At 37.5% G+C, this 19,495-nt stretch carries 22 protein-coding genes; 13 read left to right on the plus strand and 9 right to left on the minus strand.

Features of this window, described 5'->3' with window-relative positions; all coding sequences use genetic code 11:
- Positions 1–6: 6 nt before the first annotated feature.
- Positions 7–1,275 carry a DUF2851 family protein gene (locus tag PZB74_RS17615; RefSeq protein WP_302238479.1) on the plus strand — a complete coding sequence of 423 codons (1,269 nt, stop codon included), beginning with the start codon at positions 7–9 and terminating at the stop codon, positions 1,273–1,275.
- 64 nt (positions 1,276–1,339) lie between these two features.
- Complete coding sequence (locus tag PZB74_RS17620) at positions 1,340–2,566, plus strand: hypothetical protein (RefSeq protein ID WP_302238480.1); 1,227 nt, start codon at positions 1,340–1,342, stop codon at positions 2,564–2,566.
- Here PZB74_RS17620 and PZB74_RS17625 read toward each other — a convergent pair.
- From PZB74_RS17625 to PZB74_RS17645, 5 genes are all read right to left on the minus strand, one after another.
- Positions 2,476–3,546: a hypothetical protein gene (locus PZB74_RS17625; RefSeq protein ID WP_302238481.1), complete on the minus strand. Its 1,071-nt coding sequence runs from the start codon at positions 3,544–3,546 to the stop codon at positions 2,476–2,478. The two genes, PZB74_RS17620 and PZB74_RS17625, sit on opposite strands and share 91 nt — an antisense overlap.
- Before the next feature lie 85 nt (positions 3,547–3,631).
- The gene (locus PZB74_RS17630; protein WP_302238482.1) at positions 3,632–3,880 is read right to left on the minus strand and encodes a hypothetical protein; all 249 of its coding nucleotides are present in this window, start codon (positions 3,878–3,880) and stop codon (positions 3,632–3,634) included.
- 136 nt (positions 3,881–4,016) lie between these two features.
- On the minus strand, positions 4,017–4,391 hold the full coding sequence (locus PZB74_RS17635; protein WP_302238483.1) for a DUF1987 domain-containing protein: 375 nt from the start codon (positions 4,389–4,391) through the stop codon (positions 4,017–4,019).
- A 40-nt stretch (positions 4,392–4,431) separates the two neighbouring features.
- The gene (locus PZB74_RS17640) at positions 4,432–5,169 is read right to left on the minus strand and encodes an ABC transporter ATP-binding protein (RefSeq protein WP_302238484.1); all 738 of its coding nucleotides are present in this window, start codon (positions 5,167–5,169) and stop codon (positions 4,432–4,434) included.
- A 10-nt stretch (positions 5,170–5,179) separates the two neighbouring features.
- Positions 5,180–5,908: an MlaE family ABC transporter permease gene (locus PZB74_RS17645; RefSeq protein WP_302238485.1), complete on the minus strand. Its 729-nt coding sequence runs from the start codon at positions 5,906–5,908 to the stop codon at positions 5,180–5,182.
- A 102-nt stretch (positions 5,909–6,010) separates the two neighbouring features.
- On the opposite strand from PZB74_RS17645, the gene PZB74_RS17650 reads away from it, so the two are divergent.
- The 9 genes from PZB74_RS17650 (at position 6,011) to PZB74_RS17690 (ending at position 13,806) form a co-directional block, all read left to right on the plus strand.
- Positions 6,011–6,718 (plus strand): SDR family oxidoreductase, encoded by a 708-nt coding sequence (locus PZB74_RS17650; protein ID WP_302238486.1) that lies wholly within the window; start codon positions 6,011–6,013, stop codon positions 6,716–6,718.
- A 104-nt stretch (positions 6,719–6,822) separates the two neighbouring features.
- The gene (gene ispG / locus PZB74_RS17655) at positions 6,823–8,829 is read left to right on the plus strand and encodes a (E)-4-hydroxy-3-methylbut-2-enyl-diphosphate synthase (protein ID WP_302238487.1); all 2,007 of its coding nucleotides are present in this window, start codon (positions 6,823–6,825) and stop codon (positions 8,827–8,829) included.
- Positions 8,830–8,889: 60 nt separating this feature from the next.
- Positions 8,890–9,081, plus strand: a complete 192-nt coding sequence (locus tag PZB74_RS17660) for a DUF6728 family protein (RefSeq protein WP_302238488.1) — start codon at positions 8,890–8,892, stop codon at positions 9,079–9,081.
- Positions 9,082–9,444, plus strand: a complete 363-nt coding sequence (locus tag PZB74_RS17665; RefSeq protein WP_302238489.1) for an MmcQ/YjbR family DNA-binding protein — start codon at positions 9,082–9,084, stop codon at positions 9,442–9,444. It begins immediately after the preceding gene.
- Positions 9,441–10,034, plus strand: a complete 594-nt coding sequence (locus PZB74_RS17670; protein WP_302238490.1) for an SGNH/GDSL hydrolase family protein — start codon at positions 9,441–9,443, stop codon at positions 10,032–10,034. The genes PZB74_RS17665 and PZB74_RS17670 overlap by 4 nt, the downstream gene beginning before the upstream one ends.
- A gap of 141 nt (positions 10,035–10,175) precedes the next feature.
- Positions 10,176–11,240, plus strand: a complete 1,065-nt coding sequence (locus tag PZB74_RS17675; RefSeq protein WP_302238491.1) for a branched-chain amino acid aminotransferase — start codon at positions 10,176–10,178, stop codon at positions 11,238–11,240.
- A 76-nt stretch (positions 11,241–11,316) separates the two neighbouring features.
- A protein-coding gene (gene prfB / locus PZB74_RS17680; RefSeq protein ID WP_302238492.1) for a peptide chain release factor 2 occupies positions 11,317–12,394 on the plus strand; the annotation gives its coding sequence in 2 pieces (ribosomal slippage) (positions 11,317–11,376 and positions 11,378–12,394; 1,077 coding nt in all).
- A 189-nt stretch (positions 12,395–12,583) separates the two neighbouring features.
- Positions 12,584–12,832, plus strand: coding sequence for a hypothetical protein (locus PZB74_RS17685; RefSeq protein ID WP_302238493.1), 249 nt, complete (start codon positions 12,584–12,586; stop codon positions 12,830–12,832).
- Positions 12,833–13,386: 554 nt separating this feature from the next.
- On the plus strand, positions 13,387–13,806 hold the full coding sequence (locus tag PZB74_RS17690; protein ID WP_302238494.1) for a hypothetical protein: 420 nt from the start codon (positions 13,387–13,389) through the stop codon (positions 13,804–13,806).
- A gap of 64 nt (positions 13,807–13,870) precedes the next feature.
- Here PZB74_RS17690 and PZB74_RS17695 read toward each other — a convergent pair whose 3' ends face one another.
- From PZB74_RS17695 to PZB74_RS17710, 4 genes are read right to left on the minus strand one after another with little or no spacing between them, the layout of a single operon-like run.
- Complete coding sequence (locus tag PZB74_RS17695) at positions 13,871–14,584, minus strand: N-formylglutamate amidohydrolase (protein ID WP_302238495.1); 714 nt, start codon at positions 14,582–14,584, stop codon at positions 13,871–13,873.
- Entirely contained in the window at positions 14,560–15,825 is a 1,266-nt protein-coding gene (locus PZB74_RS17700) for a glutamate-cysteine ligase family protein (RefSeq protein WP_302238496.1), read from the minus strand. Before PZB74_RS17700 ends, PZB74_RS17695 begins: the two co-directional genes overlap by 25 nt.
- Position 15,826: 1 nt before the next feature.
- On the minus strand, positions 15,827–17,275 hold the full coding sequence (locus PZB74_RS17705) for a RimK family ATP-grasp domain-containing protein (RefSeq protein ID WP_302238497.1): 1,449 nt from the start codon (positions 17,273–17,275) through the stop codon (positions 15,827–15,829).
- A 1-nt stretch (position 17,276) separates the two neighbouring features.
- Complete coding sequence (locus PZB74_RS17710; RefSeq protein ID WP_302238498.1) at positions 17,277–17,993, minus strand: C39 family peptidase; 717 nt, start codon at positions 17,991–17,993, stop codon at positions 17,277–17,279.
- A 97-nt stretch (positions 17,994–18,090) separates the two neighbouring features.
- Between PZB74_RS17710 and PZB74_RS17715 the strand changes: the two genes are divergently transcribed.
- Together PZB74_RS17715 and PZB74_RS17720 are read left to right on the plus strand one after the other, a co-directional pair.
- Positions 18,091–18,672: an RNA polymerase sigma factor gene (locus PZB74_RS17715; protein WP_302238499.1), complete on the plus strand. Its 582-nt coding sequence runs from the start codon at positions 18,091–18,093 to the stop codon at positions 18,670–18,672.
- Between the two features lie 394 nt (positions 18,673–19,066).
- Entirely contained in the window at positions 19,067–19,489 is a 423-nt protein-coding gene (locus PZB74_RS17720; protein ID WP_302238500.1) for a SpoIIAA family protein, read from the plus strand.
- Positions 19,490–19,495: the final 6 nt, after the last annotated feature.

The raw sequence follows: 19,495 nt of genomic DNA on the forward strand, positions 1-19,495 counted from the left end.
AAAAAAATGAAAGAGAACTTACTGCAATACATCTGGCAGATGCAGCTATTTAATAAAAACGATCTGCAAACAGTTGAAGGATTAGCTGTAAACGTAGTTAGGCCGGGTATTCTGAATAATGATTCAGGGCCAGATTTTGTAAATGCTCAGGTACAGATTGGCGAGTTAATGTGGTTCGGTTCTGTTGAAATACATATCAGGGCAGGGGAGTGGAAGAACCATAAACATGATAAAGATCCTGCTTACGATAATGTTGTTTTGCATGTAGTATGGGACTCAGGAGGGGAAGCAAATAGAAATGATGGTACTAAGATACCTACCTTAGAACTTAAATTGAGAGTACAAACTTCATTTCTAAATAAATATGAAAACCTACTTTCTAATAAATCAAAGAACTTAGCATGTACACCTTATCTTGAGAGTATTACTACTCTTGAAAAATATGCTGTGTTGGAGAAAGCTGCTATAGAGCGCCTGGAGCGGAAAGCTAAAGAAGTATATACTATTTGGCAGCATCATACCAAAGTATGGCAGCAGACGGCTTTAAAATGGATTAGTAGGGGATATGGTTTTAAAGTCAACGCTGAGGCATTTGCTACAATTGCTGATATTCTACAATACACTTCTATTGCAAAAGAAAGAGCGTCACTTGAAGATACAATAGCATTATTAGTGGCAGTAAGTGGATTGGATAACCTTCGGTATTTTAGTGAAGAGATTTTAAGCCAGGCGGAACATTTTCGCAAAAAATATAGCCTTGTTACAATGCAACCTCATCAGTTCAAAAAATCCAGACTTAGACCTGCCAACTTTCCGGAAGTCAGACTGGTACAACTTGCGGCTTTGTTACATCTACAACCAGACTTGTTAACACTATTACTTCATACAAAAAGTTTATCTGACATAAGTCGTGCATTTGAAAATACTAACCAGCTGCTAAATGACTACAAATCCAATAGTAAGGCTCAATTTAAGATTGGAAAGAGTAGTATTATGAGTATTATCATTAATGCTGTGGCACCGTTTAGATATGCCTATGGTATACACCAACTAAATGAAGTTTTATGCAGTCAAGCTTTAGAAATACTGGAATCTCTACCCACCGAGGAGAATCGTTACACTAAAACATTCACCAAGTATGGGTTCAAACTAAAGTCTGCTCTGGAAAGTCAGGGAGTACTCGAGCAGTACCAGTTTAAGTGCACTCAAAATAAATGTCTGCAATGTAGTATAGGTACCAGCATTATGAAAAATCATGATTTAGTACTTATTTAGTTTTAAAAAATAGAAATTGCTATTCCTTTTCTTTCTACTCCTTCTAATTACTTTTTCTGCAATTTTGTATAGACTTTTCCAACAGGCAATAGCCAATGGAAATAGCTATGTTTTTCTGTCTGCGCTGGTGTTTAAACTTGCTGCTGGTCTGTCAATAGCTGCTATATATGTCTACTATTATAGTGCAGGAGATATGTTGAATTACGCACAAGATGCCAGATTGCTCTCTGACTTATTCCTGAAGGAACCCAGCTTCTTTTTTAAAGTAATATCAGCTCAAGAGCAAGTGGAGGGTTTAATTTATCAAAACCAGAGCAGAGCTTTATTCTTTTCCAAAGTATCGGCTGTTTTAGCACTGTTTACCTTACAGAATTTTTGGTTGATGAATTTAGCTTTAAGTGTAGCTAATTTCATAGTCTGCTGGATGCTTATAGCCAGACTTCTAAAGTATTTTAAGTGTAAACCCTGGGTAGCGTATGCCTCATTTCTTTACTTTCCCTCGGTAGTATTTTGGAGTTCAGGCCTATTGAAAGAGTCTGTTGCAATGGGACTCATTTATGTGTTAATAGCTTTGTTTTTAGATTTTTATATAGGAAGAAAAAGCAGTATTGGTAAAAGTATACTATTTATTGTCTGTGCTGCTTCTTTGTGGTTTTTAAAATATTACTATGCTGCAGCTCTACTTCCTTTATTAATCACGCTTTTGACGATTGGTAGTGTAGGCAAAAAGCCTTTTACCAGATTTCAAAAATGGCGTTTCTTTGCGTTGGGAGCTATGGTAGTGCTGGTTTTGCTGACGTTAATAACACAATTACATCCAAATTTGAAGCCTGACTTTGTATTGGAAGCAATAGTTCGTAACCACAAACTCAGTATAGCAGCCTCCGAAGCTGAAGGTTATATTGGCTTTAGTCAGTTAGAGCCCAATCTTTATAGTTTTATCATTAATAGCCCTAAAGCAATTTTTGGAGGTCTATTTTTACCATTATTTAAATTTGAAGGTGCAGCCTTTTTAGCTTCATTGGAGAACTTAATTTTTTTAATCATTTTTAGCTATGCCCTAGCAGCTCTGTTTAGAAAGAAGAGGGCATGGCAGCATACAGAATTAATATTTGCTGCCATAGTTTATATAATTTTCCTTTCCTTGCTTATCGCATTGGCCTCTCCAAACTATGGTAGTTTAAGTAGGTATAAAGTAGCCTACACACCTTTTTGCTTATTTCTCTGTTTACTTATTATCTCAGAAAGCCAGGTGTTTTTTTCTAGATTCCAATCTAAAAAGAAAATATAAACAAACATCCAGGAAGAAAAGTATGGGCCTATATCCATTAAAAGCTTAGTGCCTAAATGAAAAGCAATACCTCCTAGCAAAATCATGTATTTTAAAATTTTAGCACCTTTTTCTTTCTTATCAGTTAAAAGTAAGATACCTATAAAGCCTAATTGAAATAGTAATGCCAATAGAGGTAAAAGAGAAGATAGCACTTCACTATTAGCTACCGCAATACCAATCTGAGAGTCGTGAAGCATCAAGTAACTTCTGAAAGTTTGTGCACTCACCCATTCAAAACCACTGGTAAATATTTTTTCCAGACCTGATAATAAATATGAGGCGGCAATTGAAAGCTGAATCAGAAACAGTGTAAAGGAAGTGTATGTAGATTGACAATAGTCTGTTGATTGAAGTTTCAACTCATACCTCATAAATGGAAGTAGTATGGCTGCGTATATTAAAGTTGATTGCCCATGGTCTATTTTTTCAAATGATAAAAAGTAACCGTGAAAGAGGATCAGTAAAAAGGAGGCTATAAAGCTGGATAACACAGACTTATACCTGCAAATGGCGCTTAGCAGACTGATCAGATAGATGGCATATAGAGTGTAGAGTAGCCAGGGCTCAGGGATTTTAAGGTGAAATATATTATACAAATGAACAGCTTTGTAAAAAGGCCTCAGTCTTTCTAACTGGTCAAAATCATAAACCCAGTGCCAACTATAGTAAAACACCCCCAGGTAGAAGATGGAAGTTAGCAGGTTAAAATGAAGTAAAGTGTTTTTTCTGGCCAGACGCTGTAGCCAAGACAAAGGCTTTTTAAACCATAGTACTACGCCTGAAAAAGTCAATACTAAGAAGGTGCGTATAACAATCTGATCGGCCTTGTACAGAAAAAACTCTAGCTCAAAGCGTTGTTTTTCTACAATAAAGCGAGGATAAAGAGAATGGACAATTTCCTGAAACCAGTACGGAGCACTGCCTTTGTATGCATCCACAACTAAAGTTCTGAAATAAAATAGATACAGTAGTAGCAGTAAAATGATGCTAAGGAGAAAAGAAGCGAATATATAGGCTTTGTTCTTATTCACTTTGAGGAAAACGAGCAACTACCGTACTATCATCGGCAAAATAACGAGTGATAATTAAGGAATCAAATGGTTGAGTAGGGGATAGTGTGAGTTGAATCTTTTGTAAAAACAGCTGAGCTTCATTGCGGTAGTAATAATTGCGGAGCAGGTAATCAATATTGCTTTTATTTATTCCTGCCTGTAAATGGACATCATGCTTAAGCTTACCATTCTGTATACCATACAGATTAAATCTTTCCATTTGTATGGCTCGTTTAACGGGTTCTGCAAACATCCCAAAACGGAAAAAAGGATAAATACTTTGCTGTAAAATAAAGGGCACAACAAGCCCTGCCAGCGTCATTGTGCCAATTATTAACCTAAATCTATTAAGCTTTTTATTTTTCAATAGCTTGAATAGGTAAGTGAGCTATATCACTAAAATTCTCTATCTCTCCGAGCAAATGATCGTCTCCACTAGGATAGTACCACTGTACATTAACTGTACTGCCCGCTTTATGTATTTCGCTAATTCGCTTTAATATTTCGTAGATAGATTTAGCAGATGCAGTATTATAATATTTAAAATCAAAAACTGCTTCTGTATGCGTTGCCGGGTGTTTGATGTAAGCATCCAACCATTGTATTAGCGGGAAAAAGAAGCCTAAAGCATCTTCCTCATCAGAAACACCTTTAAGCTCTATACGACCTTCCTGAGCATTTAAATAGACTTCAGGAGTTTTATCGGTAGCGTTTATATGTAATGGCTCCATAAATTGATTTGCATGATTAAAAAATATCTTAATTCCTTAATTAGGAACCAATTAATTTGTTTGCAAAAACGAAGTCTCTCAGCTCTTTTACCTCAGTGTCCAGTATAACCTTATTGCTGCCCTCCCATAACTTTTTGCCTTTATACAGAAACATCACATGGTCTCCTATTCCAATCACCGAATTCATATCGTGAGTAACAACTACAGTAGTGGTGTTAAATTCGTAAGTGATTTCCTGAATCAGTTCATCTATTAAAATAGACGTTTGGGGGTCTAGTCCCGAATTGGGTTCATCGCAGAAAAGGTATTTGGGGTTGTTAACAATAGCTCGTGCTATACCCACTCTTTTTTTCATACCCCCGCTAATTTCTGAAGGCATTTTTTTGTTCACATTTTCCAATCCTACTCGCTTTAAGCAAAAATTAACTCTATCCTGCTTTTCGTCTTCTGGAAGGTCAGTAAGAATGTTCATCGGAAACTTTACATTGTTTTCTACATTTAGCGAGTCAAACAAGGCTACACCCTGAAATAACATACCAATTTCTCTGCGTATTTCTGTTCTTACATCTTTATCTGCATGGGTAAAATCCCGATTGTTAAAATAGACAGTTCCTTCTGTTGGAGGAATAAGGCCAACAATACATTTAAGCAAAACGCTTTTTCCGGTACCACTAGCTCCGATAATAAGATTGTTTTTTCCTTTAGAAAATACGCCGTTAATACCGTCCAGTATGGTAACACCGTTAAAAGACTTCTTTATATTCTTTATTTCTATCATAACTAGAGGATTAAAGCAAGACTTCTACCACCAAATAATCTGCTAACAGAATAGCAATACAGCTATTGGTTACCGCGCTGGTACTGGCCTGACCTACTTCCAGGGCTCCCCCTTTGGTAAAAAATCCTTTGTAAGCAGCGATAGAAGATACCAGAAACGCAAATACTACAGATTTAACCAGTGCAATAAAAATGAAGTATTGCCTGAAGTCAAACCTTAAACCATAAACATAATCTTCTCCAGAAACAATATTAGTTAAAGTGCCTACCAGATAACCTCCGTAAATAGACAGAAAGCCCGCAAGTACGCATAACATCGGGAACATAAGTACGGCAGCTATTATTTTGGGTAAAACCAGATAGGAACCAGCATTAATTCCCATCACTTCTAATGCATCTACCTGCTCAGTTATGCGCATGGTACCCAGTTCACCTGCGATATTAGAGCCTACCTTACCAGCCAGTACAATAGAGGTAATTGTGGGAGCAAGCTCAAATACAGTCATATCGCGAACAACAGTACTGATTATAAAGTCCTGAATAAAAGGGCTTACTAAATTTGCGGCAGTTTGTACTGTGGTTACTGCTCCAATAAAAGTTGATACAATTGTTACTAAAACAAGAGAGTTAATACCTATAACGATGGCTTCGTCCAGTGTTCTTTTAACATACGTACCAAAGGTTTCCATCTTTTTGAAAAGTGAACCTACAAAAATGACGTACTTACCAATGCTTCTCATAAAAAGTTTTTAAATAGATATTGCATAGTTATTAATTTATATGCATTCACACATAAAGGAATAACGTAAAAAGATATTTTTGTTAGGAAAAATAACACATTTATGAAAAAACTAGCTGTAATCACCGGGGGAACTAAAGGAATAGGAAAAGCAATAATAGAAGGCTTTGCTGCGGAGGGCTATTCTATTGCTACATGTTCTCGTCATGAGGATGATCTGAAAGCGCTGAAAGATCAACTACTTACCATATATCCTGACATCGCTTTTATCTACCAGCAGGCAGACCTTTCTAAAAAAGCAGAAGTGAAAGCATTTGCTGAGATGGTTAATAATTCGGGAATGGAAGTAGAAGTACTGGTTAACAATAGTGGGTTATTTTTACCAGGGCAGGTACATGATGAAGATGAGGGGGCCCTTGAAATGATGATTGAGACAAACCTTTACAGCGCTTACCACCTGACACGAGCGCTTATCAAACCCATGATGGAGCGAAAAAAAGGACACATTTTCAATATTTGCTCTACTGCGAGCATTACCGCTTATACCAATGGTGGTTCTTACTGTATTGCCAAATTTGCTATGTTAGGAATGAGCAAGGTGCTTAGAGAAGAAATGAAGCCATACGATATACGTGTAACATCAGTACTGCCCGGGGCAACTTACACAGCCAGCTGGGAAGGAACTGATTTGCCCCAAGAACGATTTATGAAGTCAGAAGATGTAGCAGAGACTGTGTTAGCTGCTTTCAAATTATCTGACCGTGCAGTAATGGAAGAAGTCCTTCTCCGCCCTCACCTTGGTGATTTATAATAAGAAGAGCTGCTAACATTTCTTTAAGTGTAAAGTTTACATTAAAAATTAACACAATCTTCTTTATTTTGTGATTCATCAAGACACAGCATTATTAAATATATATGTCCCTTTTAGCTTCAGAAGTACAGTCTTATAAGAAGTATTGCCAGAGCCTAACTGCTTATCACCGTCGCAAAACCCGTGAAGTCTACATTGGCGATGTACCTATGGGCGGTAACAATCCCATACGTGTGCAATCAATGACTACTGTAGATACTATGGATACTCTGGGTTCGGTAGAGCAAACTATTCGTATGGTAGATGCAGGTTGCGAGTATGTGCGTATAACTGCACCTAGCATGAAAGAAGCGCAAAACCTGGAAGAAATAAAGAAAGAGCTGCGCAAGCGTGGCTATAATGTACCTCTGGTTGCCGACATACATTTTACCCCTAATGCTGCTGAGCTTGCCGCGCGTATCGTAGAAAAAGTAAGGATAAACCCTGGTAACTATGCTGATAAGAAAAAATTTGAAGTACTCGAATATACGGACGATACTTACCAGCTGGAAATAGAAAGAATTCGCGAGCGCTTTGAACCTCTAGTTAAAATATGTAAAGAGCATGGTACTGCCATGCGTATCGGTACAAATCATGGCTCTCTTTCAGACCGTATTATGAGTCGTTATGGCGATACACCATTAGGAATGGTAGAGTCAGCGCTAGAGTTTATAAGAATCTGCGAAGAGCTCAACTATTATGATATCGTGGTTTCCATGAAGGCCAGTAATACGCAGGTTATGGTACAGGCTTATCGTCTGCTGGTACAAAAACTAGACGAAGAAGGTCTTCAGCCATACCCCTTACATTTGGGAGTTACTGAAGCAGGAGATGGTGAAGACGGAAGAATAAAGTCAGCGGTAGGCATAGGTACACTGTTAGAAGATGGGCTGGGAGACACCGTACGTGTATCTTTGACCGAAGAACCAGAGCACGAAATACCGGTAGCCAATAATTTAGTTGAAAGGTATGACAGCCGCAGTGGGCATCAAGCTATAACTCCAATAGAATCCGTACCTAAAGATCCCTACAGCTATAGCCGAAGAACGAGTGCTGAGGTGGGCAATATTGGTGGAGAAAACGTGCCTAGGGTAATTACGGATGTTCGCAATGTGCAGGAGTGGGGCTACAAAGATTTCAAAAGCATAGGTCATTACTACTTACCTGAACCAGATAAGTGGACAATGAACGAAATAGGTTGCGATTATATCTATTCGGGTTCAGAGCCTGTTAATTTTATGTTGCCAAACGGCTTAAAAGAAATTTTAGACTACCCTAGTTGGCTGAAAGTAGAAGATAAGGTAAATAAAATTCCATTATTTACATGGGGGGAGTATCAGAAGAAACAGGAATCGCATAATGCTACCAACCTCTTGCAAATCTCTTTACCTGAAACTACAGAAGAGTTTTGGCAAAAACTAAAGGCAGATGCAGGTCTGATTCTCATTTTGGATACCGAAAATGAGCATGCCATGCCAGAGCAGCGCAGGTTTTTCCATGAGCTCATGAATCGTGGTGTTCATACACCAGTCATTATTAAAAGAAAGTATACTGACCTAGAAGATGAGAAGGTTCAGCTGTATAGTGCTACCGATATGGGTGGCTTACTAATAGATGGCTATGGTGATGGTGTCTGGCTTAGTACCGAGTTGGTTGAGGCTAAACCTAAAGAGCAGCAACTAAAAATGATTGCTCGTAACAACAGTATATCCTTTGGTATACTGCAAGCCTGCCGCACACGTATGTCAAAAACAGAGTATATCTCTTGTCCCTCTTGTGGACGTACATTATTTGATTTGCAGGAAACTACTACCATGATACGCAAAAGAACAGATCACCTCAAAGGTGTAAAAATTGGTATTATGGGTTGTATTGTAAATGGCCCGGGCGAAATGGCTGATGCAGACTATGGCTATGTAGGTTCTGGGAAGGGCAAAATTACACTTTATAGAGGGCAGACAGTTGTAAAAAGAGGTGTTCCTTCTGAGCATGCTGTAGACGAACTTATCCAGATTATTAAAGAAGATAATCGTTGGAATGAGCCTAGCCAGCAACTTGCTGAAAGTGAGTAAGTCATCTAAAATACTGGAACGATTTGTTGGTACTCAGGCTTTTATAAGAAAATATATACTATGAGCGATAACAAAAAAAAGAATTGGAAAGAGTTTTTCTCATTAGGTGAAGTAGGTGGATACTTTTTTAGAAGCAAAGAGAAAAATCGTACCAATAATATCAATCTTAAAATGATGCATGGCATTAATAAAATCTCAATTGTCATGTTCTTGCTTGGTGTATTTTATTTAGTCATCAAAAATATTTTCTAATTGGATATAGAATCATTTCGCCTTTACTGCTTAGCCAAGAGGGGAGTGACAGAAGAGTTTCCATTCGGAGAACAGACGCTGGTTTTTAAGGTAATGGGCAAAATGTTTGCCCTCACCCAAATTGACGAATTTGTGAGTATTAACTTAAAGTGCGATCCTGAAAATGCACTTTTACTTAGAGAGCAGTATAACGAGGTACAGCCTGGTTATCATATGAACAAGAAGCACTGGAATACAGTACTTATCGATGGAAGTGTGGGTGATAAAAAACTAATGGAATGGATTGACCATTCATACGATGAGGTGGTAAAGAAGCTTCCCAGAAAACAACAGAAAGAACTAAACTCATACACACCAGAATGATTCCTGATTCAAAATCTACCTATCTGGCCTTAGGAGATTCTTATACCATTGGTGAAGGTGTATTACCCAGCGAAAGGTGGCCGGTACTGTTATCAGAACGTTTGTTTTGGGCACCGCCTCAGATCATAGCTACCACCGGATGGACAACTACCGAACTTTTAGAGGGAATTGAAAAATCAAAACTGGAAAAGACCTACGATTGGGTATCCTTACTTATAGGAGTCAACAACCAGTATCGTGGGCAGTCTACCGACATTTATCAGAATGACTTAGAAATACTTAAAGAGTTAATATTGCCCCTGGTAGACCATATGCCTAATAGAGTTTTTTTATTATCTATACCTGACTACGGCATTACTCCTTTTGCCCAGAATAAATATCCAGAAAAGATTAGCCGCGAATTGAATCTGTACAACCGTATAAATTATGCCTTTGCCAAAGAAAATGGTTTTCAATACTGTGACATTACGCCAAGCTCTTTGTTAGCTAAAAATGATGCAAGTTATCTGGTGGCTGATGAGCTTCACCCCTCTGGAAAAATGTATGAACTTTGGGTAAATGAAGTCATAGACAAATGCCACTTTTTGTAGGTAAAAGATATATTAATTTGTATCACTAAGCTATTTTATTACTACTAGTAGCTATATAAGTCAGCTAAATTCAATAGCTTTGTTTTTGATGTATTTCATCGCTTTTTTTTGAAAATATTGTATTCAGCAAAGTGAACGGTTATGACAGGAACACTTGATATTGCTATTCAGAAGACGCTTAAATCCCGTATTAATGAGGTAGATTTTAATAATATACCTTTCGGTAAGGTTTATTCTGATCATATGTTTGTCGCAGATTACAAAGACGGTCAATGGGGTGATTTGCGAATTGTACCTTATGAAAACCTCAGCCTGAGTCCCGCAAACGCAGCGCTACATTACGGGCAGTCAATTTTTGAGGGCATGAAGGCTCATAAGGGTCCTGATGGTCGTGCTTTGGTCTTTCGTCCGGAGAAAAACGCCCAGCGCTTTAATCGTTCTGCCGTGAGGATGTGCATGCCTGAAATTCCTGAAGAAATTTTTGTAGGAGGTATAGACGCCCTCGTAAATCTGGATAAAGACTGGATACCAGAAAACGAAGGTAACTCACTTTACCTGCGACCTTTCATGTTCGCTGCTGATGAGTACATTGGAGTTAGACCTTCTCTAACTTACAAATTTATGATATTTACCTGCCCTGTAGGCGGTTATTATAGTAAACCGGTTAGAGTAAAGGTTGAAACTAAATTTGTTCGTGCTGCAGAAGGAGGAACCGGGGCGGCCAAAACAGCGGGTAATTATGCGGCATCCCTTTACCCTGCTCAGCTTGCAGCCCAGCAAGGCTACGATCAGCTTATCTGGACCGATAGCAAAACTCATACGCTAATTGAGGAGGCTGGTACTATGAACATTATGTTGGTGATAGATAACAAATTGCTAACGCCACCTACCAGCGGTACCATATTGGAAGGCGTAACCCGGGAAAGTATTCTGGAGTTGGCTCGTGATTGGGGTATGGATGTAGTAGAGCGTAAGCTTACTGTAGATGAGATTATTACTGCCATTAAAGAGAACCGCCTTCAGGAAGCCTTCGGAGCCGGAACCGCCGCTACCGTAGCTCATATTTCTGCTATAGGACACGAAGGGGTAGATTATGAACTGCCAGCTATAGAAAGTCGTGAGTTCTCTAACAAAGTGCTTAAAGAAATGGAAGCCATCAAAAGGGGAGAAAAAGATGACCGCTTTGGGTGGATTCATAAAATCTAATCATATTTAATCATCATGAAATCCACTTATTTTGAGTGGATTTTTTTGTTTAACCTATTTATAACTATAGATCACAATGACTAAAGATCAATTGAAGGATTTAAAGGCAAGAGTAGATGCCTTGAGGAGGTATCTTTGACTACGATAAGAAGAAAGCTGAAATACAAGACGAAGAAGCCATTAGTGCCCAGCCTGACTTCTGGAATGATCCCAAACAGGCAGAACTTACTATGAAATCTATTCAGGGCAAAAAGACTTGGACTAATAGTTTTGAAAAAGCCCAGACTGCCTTTGAAGATCTTGAAACGCTCTATGAGTTTTACGAAATGGACGAAGTAAGTGAGGGTGATATCAATAAAGAGTATAACAAAGCGCTTAAAATTGTAGAAGATCTAGAGTTCAAAAAAATGCTCTCCGGTGAAGAAGATCAGCTTAGCGCTATACTGGAGATTAACCCCGGAGCAGGAGGTACTGAAAGTCAGGACTGGTCTGAAATGCTGATGAGAATGTACATTATGTGGGGAGAAAGCCATAACTATGGCGTAAAGCAGGTGAGCTATCAGCCAGGAGATACTGCAGGTATCAAAGGAGTTACTTTAGAATTTGCTGGTGAGTTTGCCTATGGAAATCTCAAATCTGAAAACGGGGTGCATCGTTTGGTAAGAATATCTCCATTTAATGCCAATGGTAAAAGGCAGACATCTTTTGCTTCTGTTTTTGTGTACCCGGTAGTGGATGATACCATAGAAATTGAAATTAATCCAGCAGATATCACCTGGGAAACCTTTCGTTCTGGTGGTGCGGGAGGTCAGAATGTAAATAAAGTAGAAACCGCAGTACGTTTGCGTCATGCACCTTCAGGAATAGTAGTAGAATGTCAGCAGGAGCGCTCACAGCTACAGAATAAAGACAAAGCCATGAAAATGCTTAAATCCAGGCTTTATCAGCAAGAGATTGAGCGTAAAAATGCAGAACGAGCTGAGATAGAAAGTAACAAAGATAAAATTGATTTCGGCTCCCAGATAAGAAATTACGTTTTACACCCCTATAAATTAGTGAAAGATACCAGAACCGGCATTGAGCGTACTGATGTCAATCAGGTATTAGATGGTGATCTGGACGACTTTATTAAAGCTTTTTTGATGGGACAGTAACATACACTGTATGTATAAATGAAAGCAGGTACTCAGCCTGCTTTTTTTGTTTAGTCAGATGATATCATTATTTTGATCAGGTACACTAATTTATAAACAGCCTGAACAAAATTAATCTCACCTGCTTGAATAACAGATAAGTACAAGCGTTAATAAAGAAACAATCGTGAAAAGCCTAAACTTTTTAATGTGGATATAAATAATTTTTCACGCTGGACAATCTCCCGACAGGCTCAATATACCTGGAAGCACGGAAATCATTTAGCACGTAAAGATGGGTTTCGTTTTTACCATGACCTTTATCGTTTACACAATTTTTTTGTAGAAATCGTGTATAATCTTGAGTTAGGCCAGGTAGATAAAATTGAAGGCTTTAATCATAATGCTCGTCTTTACGAGTATGTGGAAGATATAGACTTGCAGCACTTGTATCTATAGGTCTGTTTATGGGGTGGAAGTGTGGAATTGGTGTAGAATTTCTACGGTAGTGGGGAATAATCGCTGTAATTTTAAGCACTAAATGTCCATTTAACGGCATTTCTGGTATAGGCACGGTATTCGTCTTATATAAAACATAATTGAGGTTTTCAGATTTTTTATTTAGACCAATATTTATTTTTTAAACTATAACTACTGAAAACACAATTGGGCTGTTTACTTGATGGAAATGGACTAAGCGACACTTTTAGTGTCGCTTTAGTTTTTTGTAACGTATGATAAAATCCTTCCTGTACAATTCTTTATACATTTTCTGCATTCAATAGCTTCAAAGGCTGAGGCTGAAGTTTTCTAATCCTGGTAAGATTTTAAAGAATTAAATCTACGAAATGGTGCCTATGAATAGTATAAGCTACAAGTGATGTCCCTTGCTTGTAATTTAGAGTGTAAGAAATTGTATTAAAAAGATAAAATATAACTATTTTAATTTGATTATTAAATATTCGTATATATATTGCGTATATATTACATATGAATAAAATATAATTAAATATATGATGCGCTTTCCTGAACTAGAATTACATCCCAATGGTGCAGAATCTTTCTACAATGAGTACAAAGACAAACTGCCCGAAGATAAGCTACTTAAGGGCTTCTCCTTCGCACAGGCCTGCGATGACTTTCAGAAGCACTTTAACAAATATCTGATTTCGGAAAAAAATAGTATGTACAGTATGAATAATGTGATACGTAAATTTTTTTCCAACAATACTGATAACAAACAAAGTATGATGCTTTTTGCCATATTTATCAGAGAGCATTTGGAGATTACGAATCAGATGTTATTGGAGAAGGAGTATTATGAACTAATGGAGAAATTCAACAATACAAAAGAAAAATTAAACCATTTGGTTAACATGCTTTTGGCTGACAACCTAACGCATGAAGATGAAAAGGAAAGCGATAAAGATTAAGAGTTGATTTATTTGATTTAGATGTAACAGTGTTTTCAGTGCTTGTGATAAGTAAGGCCAGTAGTTAAATTACTACTGGCTTTCTTTTTTGTAAATGAGGCAGAGCCACTATTAAAGCATTGTTAATAATTGAGTGTTCTGCTTTATTGACCCATTTCTGGTTAATTTCTATTTCTATTCCAGCATAGAGCTGATCGTCATAAATGTTTCTTAAAGAAGTGGTTAGTCCGTCATCTGTGCCTTTATAGGGTTCATTAAGATCAATCTGCATACCTGGTAGTAGTATTGCTAACTTACTCTTAAGTTCAAGACTTATTTCGGTCTCAAATGATCTGGTAGGATCAAATAAAATCCCGATATCTGTAGGTCTGCTTTGTCCTTGCCAGTCGGGTGTAAAGGTGTGGATAGAATAGTGAATACATTTATCCTCACTACTTAGCGTACTATCTATTGTAGCTTTTATCTTTTGCCGGTAGGGTGTATAATACTGATCTATAAGTTTAATTTTTTCGCCATCTTCCAACGGAAGGCTGAAGCTTGAGAAGATATCCTTAGTATCTAATGAGCGGTTCATTTCTATGAGTAACCGGCTAATTCTACTATAAACTAAAGGAACATCTAACTTAGTACTCAGCAGCTGAGCGCTTAATAATGCACCAGGATCCCAGCCTCTATGAGTTTGCAATACACTTTTCTGATCTCTGAACAGATGGAGATACATAGGAGGCACAATATTTCCTCCGTGCTCACAACTTAGGACAATCCCACTATATGGCATGTTTGAAAAGTTTTATTATCATCAAGACAATCACATAATTCGCTATAAATAAGACTCAGATTTTCTCGGGAAAAAATATCTTCGCTAACTTCTAAGATCTTTGAAGCAAGAGAACCTCTTTGTAACAAAGGATCCAGTGTCTCCATCCAGGGGCGTAAGCTCTCCGGATTATCAGCTGCTGCAATTTTGTACAAATGTATCCATAGCTGCTGAGCAGATGCACTGTCACCCTCAAACTGATACAAGCTAAGGTAGCTGCTATCTTCTATCTGGGCATCCTGTGCTTCCACGATAACCTTAGCATAAATCTTATGTAAATCTTCCACAGTCCACGATTGCTGAGCTTCCAGGCTTGCCAACTTGCCTGAGCTCAACAGCTTGAGCACTTCAATAATGAGCGAAAGTACTGCCAGATCAGCTATCGGGCTTTCCTGTATATCAAGAATTCTGATTTCTATTGAACCCCGATCAAAGCGTGCAATAGCACCACGGGAGTTTAACCACATGGCTTCTAGTATACCTTCTTCATCATAAGGCCTGATGGCTTTTTCAATCGGCTGGTATATCATTTCAGAGTAGCTGGCTTCGCTAAAAGACTGCTCAGGTATCACCTTTCCGGTAATCTGGGGTATCTTGATCTGGTTCTGCTGATAATAATCTAAACGTTTATCCAGCCAACCTTCATACTTTTTTTCCAGAATTGGTGAGCTAGCTGTTAGGGCTGGCATAATTGGCATTAGTATACGAATAGCAGCATGCAATCTGGCAAACTCTTCATCTCCATGAAATGGCAGATTGAGGTGCGTGCTTTGTAAATTAGACCATCCATGACCACTACACCCAAAAATTCTATCGTAAGCCTCATAAATATCTTTATTGCCATAGGGCCAAAGCTGAGTTTCTTCCACAGGGTTCATCCAGGGGTGAGCGGCAGTAGGCATAAGTTTAGCATCAAACTGAGAAAGCAAAATATTGATCTGTACAACGTTAGATGCAAAATGCTGAGCTAATTCCTGCAGATCAGCTACAGGTTCGGTACATTTAAGCTCAATTACATGGCTAACCAGCTCATTAGACCAGGTGACACTACCGTTAACAAACTCATTTACATATTCGCCGGCAGCTACTTTTAATAGCTCATCGGCAATAGGTTTTACATCCAGTGTATTGCTATCAACAATCATATACTCCAGCTCTACACCATAAGCCTGAAATAAATGTAAAGGACTTTTGTCTTTCAAATCAGTATGATTTAACACGTTGTAAGAAGGTATCCATAATGTTGAGGTACAGCTGATCTTTCATAATTTTATCTTCTATACCACTATCAATGCTAGGGTTGTCATTTACCTCAATAACATAGTACTGACCATTGGCTTCTTTAATATCTACACCGTACAGGCTATCACCTATCAGCTTTGTGGCTTGCAGGGCTGTTTTAAGTAATTGCTCTGGAGCATCCTTCATAGCCAATGTTTCTGCCTTGCCATCTTTATCTTTTAGCTTAGACCAGTTTACAATCTGCCAGTGGTTTCTAGCCATAAAATATTTACAGACGTATAAAGGCTGGTTATTGATAATACCTATTCGCCAGTCAAAAGAAGTAGGCATAAACTCTTGAGCAATAAGTAATTCAGAATTTTGAAACAGGCTTTGCAACGCTGGCACCAATTCTGACTCATTATTAATTTTCATTACTCCCTTAGAAAAGCAGCTATCAGGTTGTTTCAGTACGAAAGGAAAGCCAAAAGTGTATAATTGCTCAACAGGTGTTTCTTTACGCACTATCATTGACTTAGGCGTAGGAATATTATTAGCCTGCAGAAGCTCATTTAAGTACACCTTGTTTGTGCATTTTAAAATAGATTCAGAGTCATCAATTACAACCAAACCTTCAGATTCAGCTTTTTTGGCAAAACGGAAGGTATGGTGATTAACATTGGTTGTTTCTCTAATAAATAACGCATCATATTGGATAAGCTTGCTGTAATCATTCCTGGTAAGAAGATCTATGCTAAAACCTGTTTTATCAGCTGCTTTTACAAATTTTTGAATAGCACGAGCATTAGATGGTGCACTAACCTCATCAGGGTTTACAAGGATAGCCAGGTCGTATTTTTTTCGTGAAATATTTTTACCAAATGTCTTTTTACCCAGGAAGTAGTTTTCCAGCGAACTTCTCAACAGCTCCTTCTCATTTTCAGGAATATCGGTATTACTTATAGGGTTAATAGACTGTAGCAACCATTTTTTATCCTTTTTTATAAATCTGGCTTTCAGCAATGGTGTCTGAAGAAGGTTAAATAAGAGATTTGATAATTTTAGGAAGCTATCCTGTTGAGTTCTTCCCATATAAATACGCATCTCTACCGTTTTAACGTCAATCGCTTTAAGAGTGTCCTGAATCAGTTCGTCAAAATCCAGGCTATCTTCTCTAATTAAAGAAGGATAGCGGAAATCCTGAATGTTTGCAATGCGTGGCATCACTTTATGCCCTCTGGCTTCTGCCAATAAGGACACATAATACCCCAGGCTCTGGTACTGGTATGAACGGCAAAAATTGAGAATCTTTATGTTTTTGGTTTTGATAAGCTGGGTATCAGAGAAGTACTCTCCAGGGGTAATTACCCGTACATCGTTGATCTGAAATTTCCAGTTGTTAGGGTTTTCTGTAATAATAAGTTTAGACATGCTAGATGTTTTTCGGCTTAATGATTAATAGGTTAGCATCATATGTCACTATGCCTAGCAGAATTGCATTAATCAGCCTGTCTATGGGCACCTGATAATGCTGTTCTGTCTCGGCTACAGGATTAGGGTTTAATGGGTCAGAGATATGTACCATGCGTTGTTCTTTGTCATAGCCTTTAATGAGTACAAAGTGGCCGCTGGGCTCTCCTTTTACATCGTGGTACTCATTAGTATCGGCGATTTCTCTCGCACACTGGTACAGGTAAGTCGCACTTAATCCACAAAGAATAGGAATCTGCTTTATCAGAAATTTTTTAATGAGTTTTGGAGTAAGCTCTTCATACTGAATATGTCCTCCTAACTCCAGAAAACTAAGGTATGCCTGAGTCGCCTCTTTAATTTTGATCTGCCTTTTGTGAGCTGCCTGTTGTTTTAATTTTTGACCTAGATTAACGCCTTCAACAAACCAGGTAGGGTCAAAAATGTGTAGATTGTAAGTATAGATACTCGCGTTATAACCTCTTCGCAAGGCATGAATTCCCAAATATACAGCTAACGTTCCGCCTGTTTTAAGTTGTTCAGTTTGCCGTATTACTTCGTCAATTTCTATATGATCCTGATAATAGTTATATAAAGCGTGCAAACATGTAGGCCCGCATGTTACATCATCGGGTTGTGGTTTTATATTTACTGTCAGGATAGCATTTACTTTGTCCATAGCTTTATAGCGTAAACAATTTTACTCTATGACGTCAGCATTGGAAAAAGTCACTATTAAAACAGAAAAAAATTATAAGCATATTTAATATAAGCCTATGCGTAAAGAAGAGCTAGTTAAGCTAAGTGATGAAGAATTGGCTTTAGGTCTTAAAAATGTAGGTGAGCAGTTCTACTTTGCAGAGTTAGCCAGACGGCATGAGAAATACATATTAAAAAAGTGCCGATCTTATGTTAAAAAGGATGATGCAAGTGAAGACCTGATGCAAGAGGTACTAATTAAGGTGTTCATGAGAATCAGTTCTTTTAGGAATGAAGCTAAGTTCTCAACATGGTTGTTTACAATTATTCATAGCACCTGTATAGATTATATCAGAAAGAATAAGAGGAATACACACGATATACTTACTGAAAAGCTAAGCGAAGAAGTAGGAGAGATGGTAGATACGGAAGAAGATATAACCGAGGAACTAAGTGAAAAAATATTAGAAGAATTGCTTAACCAGATGACTCCGGAAGAAAAGTTAATACTTATGCTTAAGTATAAGGAAAAACATTCTATAAAAGATATTGAGTTGTCTATGCACCTTTCTGAGAGTGCGGTTAAAATGAGATTGAAAAGAGCAAAAGAGAAAATCAATTTGCTTTATCTAAAACATCGCAATAAAGGGGGATTATAAGTATATAAATATATTCACCAATATACCCATTGTTTTTATTCATAGAGCATTTAAGTTATTGGTTATTAAATTACAATGCTGAATAATTATACTTAGAGATTGTTTTGATAATATTTAGATTTAAAATTTTTAAAGGCCATACGTCTACTTAGTAATATGTACTTTAATAATACATTATTGTATTTATTACTTAGTTATTTTGATTTACAAACTCAAGTATTTTAAGAAATTTTTTAAAATAAGTCCTTTGGCGTAAACTTGAGCAAACCTGCCTATAAAATCTTCATCTTTCTTTGTTCTACTTATAAGTGAGTATTTGATTTTTATATAATAAAATTAAGTTAAAGTATAATATAAATTTGTCCATAGTTGTATAATTTAAAACGTTATAACTATGGTGAAAGAACAAATGACCTTAAAGTATAAGGCTGCTTATTTAGAAATTACGCATGATGAGCAAAAAAACGTTGTTTTCTACAAATGGATTGGTAGAATCAGTGATGAGGATGCTCGTAAAGGTATGGATCAAATTCTTGATGTCATCAAGTCAACTCAATCTGTAGATTTGGTAGCTGACCTTACTGCTTTTACTGGAGGCTCAGTAGAAATCGCAAAGTGGGTGAATGAGCACTGGAGCGATATGCTTGTGGCGGCAGGGCTTAAAAATGTGGCTGTTAAACTTCCTGAAAGTGCTTTTGGAGGTTTCTCTAATACTGTTGCTCTGGGACCTAAATTCGTATCTCTTATCAATGTAGAAAAATTTGTTTCTAACGAAGACGTATACGCGTGGATTGAACAGAAACGAATAAATAATTAATTCCTC

Origin of the sequence: Porifericola rhodea, assembly GCF_030506305.1 — a bacterium.
Classification (GTDB): Bacteria; Bacteroidota; Bacteroidia; order Cytophagales; family Cyclobacteriaceae; genus Catalinimonas; species Catalinimonas rhodea.

Bases quoted from the DNA above. Each gene is read 5' to 3' on its own strand.
- PZB74_RS17650 (WP_302238486.1), top strand. From the start codon at position 6,011: ATGAAAAAACTAGCTGTAATCACCGGGGGAACTAAAGGAATAGGAAAA.
- PZB74_RS17635 (WP_302238483.1), bottom strand. From the start codon at position 4,391: ATGGAGCCATTACATATAAACGCTACCGATAAAACTCCTGAAGTCTAT.
- PZB74_RS17695 (WP_302238495.1), bottom strand. From the start codon at position 14,584: ATGCCATATAGTGGGATTGTCCTAAGTTGTGAGCACGGAGGAAATATT.
- PZB74_RS17715 (WP_302238499.1), top strand. From the start codon at position 18,091: ATGCGTAAAGAAGAGCTAGTTAAGCTAAGTGATGAAGAATTGGCTTTA.
- PZB74_RS17720 (WP_302238500.1), top strand. From the start codon at position 19,067: ATGGTGAAAGAACAAATGACCTTAAAGTATAAGGCTGCTTATTTAGAA.
- PZB74_RS17690 (WP_302238494.1), top strand. From the start codon at position 13,387: ATGATGCGCTTTCCTGAACTAGAATTACATCCCAATGGTGCAGAATCT.
- PZB74_RS17675 (WP_302238491.1), top strand. From the start codon at position 10,176: ATGACAGGAACACTTGATATTGCTATTCAGAAGACGCTTAAATCCCGT.
- PZB74_RS17630 (WP_302238482.1), bottom strand. From the start codon at position 3,880: ATGGAAAGATTTAATCTGTATGGTATACAGAATGGTAAGCTTAAGCAT.
- PZB74_RS17640 (WP_302238484.1), bottom strand. From the start codon at position 5,169: ATGATAGAAATAAAGAATATAAAGAAGTCTTTTAACGGTGTTACCATA.
- PZB74_RS17670 (WP_302238490.1), top strand. From the start codon at position 9,441: ATGATTCCTGATTCAAAATCTACCTATCTGGCCTTAGGAGATTCTTAT.
- PZB74_RS17645 (WP_302238485.1), bottom strand. From the start codon at position 5,908: ATGAGAAGCATTGGTAAGTACGTCATTTTTGTAGGTTCACTTTTCAAA.
- PZB74_RS17660 (WP_302238488.1), top strand. From the start codon at position 8,890: ATGAGCGATAACAAAAAAAAGAATTGGAAAGAGTTTTTCTCATTAGGT.
- PZB74_RS17615 (WP_302238479.1), top strand. From the start codon at position 7: ATGAAAGAGAACTTACTGCAATACATCTGGCAGATGCAGCTATTTAAT.
- ispG (WP_302238487.1), top strand. From the start codon at position 6,823: ATGTCCCTTTTAGCTTCAGAAGTACAGTCTTATAAGAAGTATTGCCAG.
- PZB74_RS17710 (WP_302238498.1), bottom strand. From the start codon at position 17,993: ATGGACAAAGTAAATGCTATCCTGACAGTAAATATAAAACCACAACCC.
- PZB74_RS17705 (WP_302238497.1), bottom strand. From the start codon at position 17,275: ATGTCTAAACTTATTATTACAGAAAACCCTAACAACTGGAAATTTCAG.